The following is an 11,405-nucleotide window of genomic DNA, read 5'->3' as shown; positions in this document are numbered from 1 at the left end:
TTTATGCCTTGTTGAAAAATTCAAATAATTGCTTTGCTATGCTAATTTTATCAAATTCTTTTGCACGCAAAAAAGCCTTTTGTCTATATGAAGCTTTTAATGCTTCATCATTGCATATTTTCTCTAAACCTTCTTGCATGGCTTTTTCATTATCTACTTTTACTAAAAGTCCAAACTCATCATTTAAAAATAACTCCCTTGCACCACTTTTATGATCAGTGCAAAGTACGGCAGTATTGCAAGCTAGGCATTCGATTAAAACATTGGAAAAACCTTCAAAACTTGAAGCAAAAGCAAAAAAGTCACATTTACTCATGTATTTATAAGGATTTTTATCAAAACCTAGTAAAAAGACTTTGTCTTTTAAATTTAAAGTTTCTATTAAAGCTAAAAGCTCATCTTTTAAAATACCCTCGCCTAAAATGACTAATTTTAAATCAGTTTTAACTTTTGCATAAGCTCTTATAAGCATAGCATGATTTTTACCATGATCAAGTCTGCCAACACTTAGTATAAAAGGATCTTTAAAGTCAATTGCTTCTTTGGATTTTTCTATAATGCTTTCTAAGTCTATGGCATTGTATAAAATATCACATTTTTTTGCTTCTATGTTGAAATTTTGTATTAAATCTTCTTTGTTTCCTATAGAATTTGCTAAGATTAAATCTGCCTTATTATAAAGTTTTTTAATAAGAAATTTATTGATAAAAGAATTTAGATTATTATGTTTATAAAGCACACTTGGAGTAGTACATTCATTAATAATAAGGGTTGATTTAAGTCCTAGAGATTTTGCCATTAAAGCAATATAATTAGGTCTATTTAATAATACAAATTGTAAATTGATTTTTAAATCTTCACAAAGCTTTTTGTATTTCATAGCTAGCAAGGGTAGTTTTAAAAATTTAGCTAAGTTACTTTCGCTTGGACTTGATTTTTCAAGGTAGTGGATATTAACCTCAGGAATATCATATGATATTTTATCGTTCATTAAAATCAAATGTACTTCATATCTTAAATTTAACACAGGCAATAGCGTAGATACAACCCTTTCAGCACCACCGCTTCCTAAAGAATAAATAAAAATTGCTAGTTTTTTCATATTAAACCCTTACTTCTTTGATCAAATCAAGCCATTTTTGTGCTACATTGGCCACTTCATAATCTTTACATCGCTGCTGTGCATTAAGCGCTAGTGTTTTTCTTAAATTTTCATCTTGCATTAAAAGTGCAAGTTTTTCGCTTAAAGCTTTTTCATCATCTAAATCTACTAAAAATCCATCTTTTCCATCATCAATTAAATCTTTATGACCACTTGTGTATTTAGTGCTAATGCGCGCTACTTGATAATATAAACTTTCAAGCAAAACCGTTGGCAAGCCTTCTATGAAAGAGCAAAGGCAGATTATTTTTGCTTTTTTATAAAGCTCTTGCATATTTTCAACTTTGCCTAAAAAATTAACCTTGATATTTAAATTCTTGGCTTCTTGTTCTAAATCTTGTCTTAATTCTCCATCACCTGCTATGAAAAAGTTGTATTGTTTTTGTAAATTTGTATCTAGCATTGCTATGGCTTTTAAAAACATAGAAGCATTTTTATTATGATCAAGTCTGCCTACAAAAATGACATTATTTTCTTTTTCTAAATTTTCTTTAATAAGACTAAAATGACAAGGATTTGGCATATTGATAACTTTTTTAACAAAGTTTTCATAGTATTTTTTATCATCATTACTTAGCACAGTTAGAGCATTTGCATGAGGAAAACTTATACGGCGTAAAAACTTCCAAATTTTAGATTTTAAATAAGTATAAGAGCTATGCTCGCTAATGATTAAAGGTGTATTGGAGCCTTTATTTGCCCAAATGCAAGCGATGTTAGTGGTATCTAAAAATGAGATAAAAACATCACTTTTATGGTCTTTGAGTGCTTGTTTTAAGGCTTTGAATTTTTTAATGCGTGAGGCTATTTTATTATAAAGAGTAGAAAAGTCAAACTGTTCTAGGGTAAAAAGTTTGATTTTTGGATCAAGCTTGTAAAAAGAGTCTTCTTTATGAAATTTAATAATATTTATTTCATGATGTTTGCAAAGTTCATTAGCCAAAGTAACTAAAACCCTTTCAGCACCACCTGAATTTAAAGTAGCTATAATGAAAGTGATTTTCATACTTGTTCCTTTAAATGTCCATGATTTACTTCAAATACTCTATCGCAACCTTGTATAGTTGAGAGTCTATGGGCTATGATGATGAGGGTTTTGTCTTTTGAAATTTTATAGATTTCTTCCATGATTTTTGCTTCACTTTCTTGATCAAGAGCGCTAGTTGCCTCATCTAAAACTAAAATTTCAGGTTGTTGATAAAGCGCTCTTGCTATGGCTATTCTTTGTCTTTGGCCTCCACTTAAAAACGAACCTGAATCACCCACCTTAGTATGCACTCCATCTTCAAGTGAATTTACAAAGCTTTCAAGATTAGCTTGCTTGATTACCTTATGCAAAAGTGCTTCATCTATTTCTTCTCCAAAGCTAATATTTTTAGCAATAGAATCATTAAAAAGATAAATTTGTTGAGGTATGTAGCCAATTTTACTTCTAAAACTTTTTATATTGCTCTCATCAAGCTTAATTCCATCTACAAAAATAGCTCCATCGTTTGGTTTTAAAAGCCCTATAATAAGATCGACTAAAGTGCTTTTACCACTTCCACTTTTACCTATAAAAGCGATTTTTTCATTTTTCTTAAGCTCAAAATTTAAATTTTTAAATAAATTTTTCTTACCCTTATAAGCAAAGAAAAGATTTTTCAAAACGATTTTTTCTTTAAAATCAATACTTTCATCGCCTAGTTTTTCTTCTTTTTCATTGAGCATGTTATAAATAATATCTAAAGAGTTTTTATAATATGTGATTTCATTATAACTTGTGATGATACGATTAGCACTTGGCATAAGCCTATAAAGAGCTACTACGAAAATGGTAATAGTTGCTAAGATAGAGGAAATATCACTTTCATATCTTAAAACTAAATACACCACGATAAAACAAAGCATACAAAAACCTATACCTTCAAGGTAAATTCTAGGAATGCTTGACATGCTTTCATTGCTAATGTTTGCTTTGGCAAAAAGCCCACTTTGAATTTCATAAAGCTTTTGTGTGCTTTGTTCTTTGGTTTTGAGTTTGATGATTTTAAGGTTGTTTAAATTTGCATTTAAAATTTCAAAATAATTTTTCATCGCTTCTTCTCTAGCTATGGAAGCTTTTTTTACCAAGGGTGAGAGAATTTTGATTAAAATGAAAGCATTTAAAAGTAAAAAAGCACTTAAAGCTAGGGTGATTTTATAGTTGATAATTAACAATAAAGTATAAAGCAAAAACACCACAAAGCTTTCACTTAACATAAGCAAAAAAGCACTAATTAAAGTGCTTAAATGAAATACTTCTTGAGTGATGGTTTTTAAAAGTTCTGATTGATTTTTATTAGTAAAATTTTCATATTCAAGATGTAAGTATTTATCAAAAATACGACAAGCAAGGCTGTGATAACGCCCTTTAGAAAAACGCGCAAGCAAATGAAAATAAAAGGCGTTTAAAAAAGCTCTAAAAATATAAAAGGCGATTAATATACAGCCAAAATAAGCAATAATCTTATAACTTGGTAAATTTAAATACTCATATATAGGTTGAAAATAGGAGCTTTTTTCTAAAAGCTCAAAATTACTCGCCACTGATACAAAGGGCATGATCAAAGAAATAGCAAAGCTTTCTATAAATCCTATGAAAATAGAAAAAATTAGCAAAGCAAATAAAAATTTCTTATCATGAGTATTGAGTATGAAAAAAAGTTTTTTTAACACTGCTTTTCCCACTCATAAGCACTTTTACAGATTAATTCTAAATCATCATATTTTGGTTTCCAGTTGGTTAGAGTTTTGATTTTATCCGCATTTGAAATAAGCACAGAAGGATCTCCAGCTCTTTTTGGTGCAAGTTCTACTGTGAAATCCACCCCGCTTACTTTTTTCATGGTTTCAATAACTTCTTTTACGCTAAAACCATGTCCATATCCTACATTGAAAATATTACTTTCATTGTTTTCTAGGTATTCTAAAGCGGCTAAATGCGCACTTGAAATATCATCAACATGGATAAAATCTCTAATACAAGTACCATCTTTAGTATTATAATCATCGCCAAAAATATAAAGTTTTTCTCTTTTTCCTGTGGCTACTTCAGCAGCAACCTTGATAAGTAAAGTAGCTTTTGGATAGCGTTGACCTATAGGATAACTTATGCAAGCACCTGCTACATTAAAGTATCTTAAAATGCAGTATTTAAATTCAGGATTTGCCATATTAGCATCTTGTAGGACTTTTTCACTCATAAGCTTGCTTTGTCCATAAGGATTAATCGGTGCTAATGGGCTTTGTTCATCTACGATAGGAGTTAGTGGCTCTCCATAAGTTGCTGCGGTTGAAGAAAAAATGAATTTTTTCACACCTGTTTCTAAACAAGTTTGGATTAAATTACTTGTATTTGCGGTATTGTTCATATAGTATTTTAAAGGATTTTCCATACTTTCAGGAACTTCAATGCTAGCTGCAAAATGCACAATTGCATCAAATTTTTCTTCTTTGAAAAGTTTTTTAATCCCAGCATAATCGCTTAAATCTTGCTCAAAAAACTTAAAAGGTCTGATTTTAGAAAGTTCATCTAAACTTTTTTTGCTACCTTTTGAAAGATTATCTAATACACAAATTTCATGATTTGTTTCTAAAAATTGTTTTAAAGTATGAGAGCCTATATATCCTGCGCCACCGGTGATTAAAATTTTCATTTTTATCCTTATTTATAATATTTATTAATAGTTATTTTAATATACTTTTCTTAATTAATTTAAAACTTGCTCTTTTCTTTTTCTATGGCTTCTAAAAATGGCTTTTGATAGCTTTTATCGCTATGTTTTTGCAAAAGCTCTTCTTTGAAATTTTCTAAAATATTAAGATAATCTTCTTGGGTTAAGTTGCCCTTGATAAGTTCGTATTTTAAAAATAGCATATAGGTGTTTAACACATCGCTTTCACAGTATTCGTGAATTTTTTCTAATTTGTTTTGATAAAAAAGTTCTAATACTTCATTTCCATGCACATCATACTTTCCAGGAAGTCCTGCCATAGCACAAAGTGTGTCAAGTTTTAAGCCTTTTTGGCCAAAACTTCCTAAAGATTCTAATAAATCACAATGTTTATTTTCTACAAATTTACTTTTGTAGTTATTCCATTTATCGCTTGCGTCTAAATAAGCACTTGCGTTGATATTGTATTTTAATGCTCTTATAACAAGTAAAGGCATATCGTAGCTTTTGCCATTAAAACTTACAAGACGGGGTTGGTGTTTGTCTATGAAGTTAAAAAACTCTTCTAGCATTTGCTTTTCATTGTCGCCTTTGATGTTATTGACTTTGATGAAATTTCCAAATTTATCTGCAATTACCGCACAAATGCTTACAACTTTATGAAAAGGTAGGGGTAAAAATTCGCTTCCACTTTCTTCTTTTTGCCTTTCTAAAGCTTGCTTGCTAATGCTTAAATCATCGTCGTTAAAATCATAAAGATGTTTTATCAATTCTATATCAGGAATGCTTTCACAATCAAAAACGCAAATATATTCTTGCATGATAAACCTTTTTTTAAAAAAATCTTTGTTAAAATCATAACAGAAAATTTAAAAATAAAGTAGTATATGAAAATAGGTTTGGTTAAATTATCCGCACTTGGAGATATCATCCATGCGGTGATTGTTTTACAATTTATTAAAAAGCATTATCCTAAGGCGAGTATTGATTGGTTTATAGATGCAAGATTTGCAGGATTATTGCAAGATCATCCAATGATCAATGAAGTTTATGCCCTGCCTTTAAAAGATAGAAAATTCAAAGAAGTTTTTGCTATGCTTTTTGAAGCTAGGCAAAACAAATATGATGTTGTGATTGATCTGCAAGGTTTGATTAAATCTGCTTTAGTGAGTAAATTTTTATGTGCTAATACTTTTGGCTTTGATCAAGAAAGTATCAAAGAAAGCTTTGCGAGTAATTTTTATACGCATAAATTTGCGTGTAATTATGAAGAAAATATTATCGTGCGTAATCTTTCTTTGGTAGCTTATGTATTAAATGAGCATTTTGATCATAGCGACATAGAGTTAAAACAAAGTTGTTTTAGCGTAGATGATGAGTTAAAAGAAAGCTTAGAACAAAGGCTTTCTTTAAGTGAAAGTGCGCCAAATATACTCATACATGTAGGCTCATCTATGCCTAATAAAATTTACCCAAAAGAGCGTTTGATACTACTTTGTAGAATGCTTTTGGAGTATTTTACTAGTGCAAAAATCATGCTTGGTTGGGGTAATGTTAATGAGTTTAATTTTGCTAAAGATATAGTTTTAAATTTAAAGCATTTGAAAATAGAACTTGCGCCAAAATTAAGCTTAAGTGAGCTTTGTGCTTTAACTAAGGCAAATGATTTGATTATCGGAAATGATAGTGGGCCTACTCATTTAGCCTTTGCATTAAACAAGCCTTCTATAACGATTTTTGGTGCTACTCCTAGTCAAAGAAATGCTTATGAAACAAATATCAACAAAACAATCAATGCAGGTAAAAAAATACTGTATTCAAAACATATAGATAAGAGTGATTTTTGCATACAAAATATCGATGAAAAAGATATTTTTAAACTTGCGTGTGAGCTTTTAGAAAAATGATAAATTATGTATATTTAAGCCTTTTTTATATATTAAAAGCTCTTGTGAAGATTTTACCTTCAAGACTTTTAAACTCTTTTGCAAATTTGGTTGCTTTAATTACTTATAGACTTAATCATAAACACCGCAAAATCATCGATATAAATTTAAAAATTTGCTTTCCTGAAAAAGATCAAAAATGGCGTGATGAAACTAGTCTTAATATCTATAAAAATTTTGCTAAATTTGGGATTGATTTTATTAAAAATCAAAATGCAAGCAAAGAAGAAATCATCAATAAAATTTGCTTTGATGATGAGGAACAAATTCTAAATATAATGCAAAGTAAAAGATCTTTGATCGTAACTACGGCTCATTATGGCAATTGGGAGCTTTTGGCTTTATCTTTTGGGGCTAAATTTCAAGGAATTTCCATAGTTGGAAGAGCACTTGATAGTATGATAATGGATAAAATTTTAAGTAAAAATCGTACGCAATTTAACATAGAACTTATAGAAAAAAAGGGTGGTCTTAAAAAAATGCTAAAAGCCTTAAAAGAAGGCAGATCGCTTGGAATTTTAACCGATCAAGATGCAGTGGATAGTGAAAGTGTAAAAATACAATATTTTAATCAAGAAGTAAATTTCATAGCAGGTGCAAGTGTGCTTGCTAAAAAAACAAATGCTATGATTTTACCTTGTTTTGTATATCAAAAAGATGAGAAATTTTTTGTAAAAACTTTTAAGGCTTTAGATGCAAGCAAGGCAAGTATAGAAGAGCTTACTAAGTACCAAGCAAAGTGTTGTGAAGAGATGATTAAATTTAAACCTGATGAGTATTTTTTCTTTCATAAGAGATTTAAAAGATACAATCATGAGTTGTATTTATAGGATATAAAATGGATTTAAAGCAAATTAGTGTGATAATGATTATTAAAAATGCTCAAAAAACCTTAAAGGCTTGCTTGGAGTCTTTGCAAGAATTTGGCGAGATAGTTTTAATAGAAAATGATAGTAATGATGATACTTTAAAAATTGCTTATGAGTTTAGTAAAAGTTATAAAAATATCAAGATTTATCAACATAAATTTATAGGTTTTGGACCTTTGAAAAATTTAGCCATAAGTTATGCTAGCAATGATTGGATTTTTAATATTGACGCAGATGAGCTTGCTAAGAAAGAATTTTTACAAGAATTAGGGCAAATTGAGCCTAATAAAGAAGATATCATAGCCTTACCAAGAGAAAATTTATACAATGGAGAGTGGATTAAAGCTTGTGGGTGGTGGCCTGATTATGTAATGCGGGTGTTTAATAAAACCCATACTAGTTTTAATGAAAATTTAGTGCATGAGAGTTTGATTTTACATGAAGATAGTAAAAAGATTAAATTGCAAAATGGTTTGAGGCATTTTGCATTTGATGATATCGATAGTTTGTTAGATAAGCTTCAAAAATACTCCAAACTTTGGGCTTTGCAAAATTTACACAAAGAAAGTAGTGTTTGCAAGGCATTGCTAAGAGGAATTTGGACTTTTTTTAGAAATTATGTTTTAAAAAAAGGAATTTTTTATGGCTATAAAGGTTTTATCATAAGTACTTGCAATGGACTTGGAGCTTTTTTTAAATATATGAAATTGTATGAGTTAAAAAAGCAAAAGCCAAAAACTTGTGCTTTGATTATCACAACCTATAATCAAAAAAAAAGACTTGCTTTAGTGCTTGATAGCGTTAAAAACTTAGAGCCTTTACCAGATGAGGTTTTAATAGCTGATGATGGAAGCAGGGAAGATACAGCCAAGCTTATACAAGCTTATCAAAAAGATTTTCCTTGTAAGTTAGAGCATATTTGGCAAGAAGATGAGGGATTTCGTGCCGCGGCAAGTCGCAATAAGGCAATTAATGCTTCTAATAGCGAATATATTATCTTAATTGATGGGGATATGATTTTAGAGAAAAACTTCATTAATGATCATTTAAAATTTGCTAGCTTAAAGACTATTTTGCAAGGCTCAAGAACTATTTTAAATGAAAATGAAAGCAAAGAACTTTTAAGCAAAAATGATTTTAGTTTGGCATTTGATAAAAAAGGTTTTAAAAATCAAAGAAATATTTTTTTAGCTAAATGTATATATAAATTTTCAAAACTAACTAAGAAATTTTTTAAAAAATCACAACTTGTTAAAGGCAGTAAAACTTGCAATATGAGTTTTTATAAAAGTGATTTTGAAGCCATTGAGGGATTTAATGAAAAATTTATAGGTTGGGGCAGGGAGGATAGCGAGTTTGTAGCTAGATTTTTATTTAATGATGGAGTATTTAAAAGACTTAAATTTAGTGCTTTAGCTTATCATATTTACCATGAAGAAAATAGCAAAAATATGCTTGAAATTAATCATCAAATTTATCTTGAAACTATAAAAAACAAAAAAACAACTTGGAGATAAAGCATGAAAAAGGTCGGCGTAGTAATCCCCATATACAATGTAGAAAAATATCTAAAAGAATGTTTAGATAGTGTAATCAATCAAACTTATACTAATTTAGAAATCATACTAGTAAATGATGGTAGTACAGATGAAAACTCACTCAATATTGCAAAAGAGTATACTTTAAAAGATAAAAGAATAACTCTTTTTGATAAAAAAAATGGTGGTTTGAGTAGTGCAAGAAATACAGGTATAGAATTTTTTTATGGAGAATATGAAATACAACATATTGAACAAGAAAATGAATTAAATGTTTTTAAGATTGTTGGCAATAACCCACAAAATATTTATAAAATTTATAAGTACAAAAATGCTTTAGCGAGTGATAAGCTAGAAATTTCAAAGATTGATTATATTATCTTTTTAGATTCTGATAATTATTGGGAGTTAAACTGTATAGAAGAGTGTGTTATAAGAATGCAAAATGTAGATGTATTATGGTTTGATCATGCTTGTATTTATGATGATGGTATAGAAGATAAGGGTCAAAAAACAAGGATGAATGTATTTAATTTTACTCAAGAATGCACTATCACTCCAAGAGACTATGCTAAGCAAGCTATAAAAGTAGGTTCGAGGGATATCTCGTTTAGCTGGGGTGGTATGATAGATTTTTCATTTTTAAAACAATTAAAACTTAAATTTATCAACAAAATCATCAATGAAGATATTCATTTTGGTATGGTTTTATTTAGCTGTGCTAATAATATTTATATTTTGCCAAAAAGATTGTACTTATGCCGTTTGAGGGCAAATAGTATATCAAATCATGATAAGAAAGTTACAAAGGCAAATGTATCAGAGTATTTTAAAGACTTGTATGAATTTTTTGGAGAAAATGCTAAAGAGGTAAAAAACTATTTAAAAGCAGCAAGTAGGATGATAACAGCTTTAGAATTGATAGAATTTTTTAAAGATCAAAAAAGTGAAAATTCTCAAGCCATAAAAGAGGCTTTTTTGCCTTTTTATGTAAAAAAGGCTTTGATGATTAAAAAATTTAAAAAAGATCCTTTAAATTTAAAGGAAAAATTACCTATAATCAAACCTTTTATCCAGACAAAAATCCCTTATGATCTTTGGAAAATTTGCCAAAAAATAAAAGGTATTTTTAGATAAAATCAACTTTGCAAGATGATTTTATCTATCATTGAATCTTTTTTTATAGATTTAAAATGCGTGAGTTTGTGTAAAAAACTTTGCTTTTGAATTTCTTCCCAAAGAGTTGGATTAAATTTTTCTTTGGCGCTAAATTGTAATAAATGGCATTCTATATCGCTCATATTTTTATAGGTATCATTTGCAAAGCCATGTTCTTTTAAAAGTTCAAATATGATATGCAGTACAAAATAGTAGTGATTTTCACTTGATTGCTCATTTTTCCAATAATTTATTAAAATATCTTTTAGAGTTTGAATAAAAGTATTGCTTGCTTTGGCTATCATAAAACTACTTAGCATTTTAACTTTAAAATCATCATTCCAGTTAAAGTATCCATAAGAAAAATATCCACTTTTGATAAATTTTTTCAATTTTTCTTTACTAGGTTTTGTTTTTGATCTTTCAAAGGTAAAAAAATCTTTATCACAAAGCTCACTAGGAATTTTAGAACTTAAAAATATGCTTGCATCACACCATATACCTCCATAAGTTGCAAGCAAGCATATTCTTAAAAGATCTGAAAAAAAAGTTATAGTTTTTTCTCCAAAAAAGTTATTTTCTAATTTTTCTATAACAAATGGTGGAAAATCAAGATACTCTTTGATATTATCTTTATCTAAAATGATGATTGTGTAGTCATCTTTCATTTGACTTTGCACTGAATTGAAACATTGTTGTATCATAGGTGAAGCTTGATCTTTACCTTGGTGCCAAAATTGCCAAATGATTTTATCATTTTTAAAATGATGTTTTTTTTCAAAATCAAAATGAGGAATTTTTCCTTCTAAAAAAGGATTGATATAGTTACTTGAAAGATAACTAGCTATTTTAGGGTGTTCTAACTTATATTGGATATGATTTCTTAATTTTCTTCTTGTTGATTTTATGGGTATAAATGAGCTTAGTTTTTTTGTTAAATTATTATAAAATAAAGGGCTATTTTGTTGTATTTGCATATATATTCCTAAAAAGTTTTTTGATATAATATCAAAAATAATCAAGGTTATGTATATATG

At 28.7% G+C, this 11,405-nt stretch carries 9 protein-coding genes and 1 pseudogene; 4 read left to right on the top strand and 6 right to left on the bottom strand.

The features are described 5' to 3' along the window. Position 1 precedes the first annotated feature (1 nt). Genes pglJ through CAMP18498_RS05500 form a run of 5 tightly spaced genes read right to left on the bottom strand, consistent with a single transcriptional unit; the run spans position 2 to position 5,678 of the window. On the bottom strand, positions 2-1,102 hold the full coding sequence (gene pglJ / locus CAMP18498_RS05520) for an N-acetylgalactosamine-N,N'-diacetylbacillosaminyl-diphospho-undecaprenol 4-alpha-N-acetylgalactosaminyltransferase (RefSeq protein WP_337197933.1): 1,101 nt from the start codon (positions 1,100-1,102) through the stop codon (positions 2-4). A 1-nt stretch (position 1,103) separates the two neighbouring features. Continuing rightward, entirely contained in the window at positions 1,104-2,168 is a 1,065-nt protein-coding gene (gene pglH / locus CAMP18498_RS05515; RefSeq protein ID WP_337197932.1) for a GalNAc-alpha-(1->4)-GalNAc-alpha-(1->3)-diNAcBac-PP-undecaprenol alpha-1,4-N-acetyl-D-galactosaminyltransferase, read from the bottom strand. Continuing rightward, the gene (gene pglK / locus CAMP18498_RS05510; protein WP_337197931.1) at positions 2,165-3,859 is read right to left on the bottom strand and encodes a BC-type lipopolysaccharide transporter PglK; all 1,695 of its coding nucleotides are present in this window, start codon (positions 3,857-3,859) and stop codon (positions 2,165-2,167) included. The genes pglH and pglK overlap by 4 nt, the downstream gene beginning before the upstream one ends. Beyond that, positions 3,853-4,839 (bottom strand): UDP-glucose 4-epimerase GalE, encoded by a 987-nt coding sequence (gene galE, locus CAMP18498_RS05505; RefSeq protein ID WP_337197930.1) that lies wholly within the window; start codon positions 4,837-4,839, stop codon positions 3,853-3,855. The genes pglK and galE overlap by 7 nt, the downstream gene beginning before the upstream one ends. A gap of 59 nt (positions 4,840-4,898) precedes the next feature. Next, positions 4,899-5,678 (bottom strand): 3'-5' exonuclease, encoded by a 780-nt coding sequence (locus CAMP18498_RS05500; protein ID WP_337197929.1) that lies wholly within the window; start codon positions 5,676-5,678, stop codon positions 4,899-4,901. A 66-nt stretch (positions 5,679-5,744) separates the two neighbouring features. On the opposite strand from CAMP18498_RS05500, the gene waaC reads away from it, so the two are divergent. The 4 genes and pseudogenes from waaC (at position 5,745) to CAMP18498_RS05480 (ending at position 10,366) form a co-directional block, all read left to right on the top strand. Then, positions 5,745-6,764 (top strand): lipopolysaccharide heptosyltransferase I, encoded by a 1,020-nt coding sequence (gene waaC / locus CAMP18498_RS05495; protein WP_337197928.1) that lies wholly within the window; start codon positions 5,745-5,747, stop codon positions 6,762-6,764. Beyond that, positions 6,761-7,633 carry a lipid A biosynthesis lauroyl acyltransferase gene (locus CAMP18498_RS05490; protein ID WP_337197927.1) on the top strand — a complete coding sequence of 291 codons (873 nt, stop codon included), beginning with the start codon at positions 6,761-6,763 and terminating at the stop codon, positions 7,631-7,633. Before waaC ends, CAMP18498_RS05490 begins: the two co-directional genes overlap by 4 nt. Before the next feature lie 8 nt (positions 7,634-7,641). Next, a complete protein-coding gene (locus tag CAMP18498_RS05485; protein ID WP_337197926.1) occupies positions 7,642-9,189 on the top strand; it encodes a glycosyltransferase family 2 protein in 1,548 nt (515 codons plus the stop codon). A 3-nt stretch (positions 9,190-9,192) separates the two neighbouring features. Next, a pseudogene (locus CAMP18498_RS05480) lies at positions 9,193-10,366 on the top strand (glycosyltransferase family 2 protein). On the opposite strand, the gene CAMP18498_RS05475 reads toward CAMP18498_RS05480, so the two are convergent. Beyond that, complete coding sequence (locus CAMP18498_RS05475) at positions 10,350-11,345, bottom strand: capsular polysaccharide synthesis protein (RefSeq protein WP_337197925.1); 996 nt, start codon at positions 11,343-11,345, stop codon at positions 10,350-10,352. The pseudogene CAMP18498_RS05480 and the gene CAMP18498_RS05475 overlap by 17 nt on opposite strands. Positions 11,346-11,405 lie beyond the last annotated feature (60 nt).

This window comes from Campylobacter sp. W0066.2, from assembly GCF_024723515.1.
Taxonomy (GTDB): Bacteria; Campylobacterota; Campylobacteria; order Campylobacterales; family Campylobacteraceae; genus Campylobacter_D.
This window is presented reverse-complemented; position numbering and strand designations above follow the sequence as displayed.

What these genes read in the sequence shown, in the direction of transcription:
- CAMP18498_RS05475 (WP_337197925.1), bottom strand. Translation starts at nt 11,345, where the DNA reads ATGCAAATACAACAAAATAGCCCTTTATTTTATAATAATTTAACAAAA.
- CAMP18498_RS05490 (WP_337197927.1), top strand. Translation starts at nt 6,761, where the DNA reads ATGATAAATTATGTATATTTAAGCCTTTTTTATATATTAAAAGCTCTT.
- pglH (WP_337197932.1), bottom strand. Translation starts at nt 2,168, where the DNA reads ATGAAAATCACTTTCATTATAGCTACTTTAAATTCAGGTGGTGCTGAA.
- CAMP18498_RS05485 (WP_337197926.1), top strand. Translation starts at nt 7,642, where the DNA reads ATGGATTTAAAGCAAATTAGTGTGATAATGATTATTAAAAATGCTCAA.
- pglJ (WP_337197933.1), bottom strand. Translation starts at nt 1,102, where the DNA reads ATGAAAAAACTAGCAATTTTTATTTATTCTTTAGGAAGCGGTGGTGCT.
- galE (WP_337197930.1), bottom strand. Translation starts at nt 4,839, where the DNA reads ATGAAAATTTTAATCACCGGTGGCGCAGGATATATAGGCTCTCATACT.
- waaC (WP_337197928.1), top strand. Translation starts at nt 5,745, where the DNA reads ATGAAAATAGGTTTGGTTAAATTATCCGCACTTGGAGATATCATCCAT.
- CAMP18498_RS05500 (WP_337197929.1), bottom strand. Translation starts at nt 5,678, where the DNA reads ATGCAAGAATATATTTGCGTTTTTGATTGTGAAAGCATTCCTGATATA.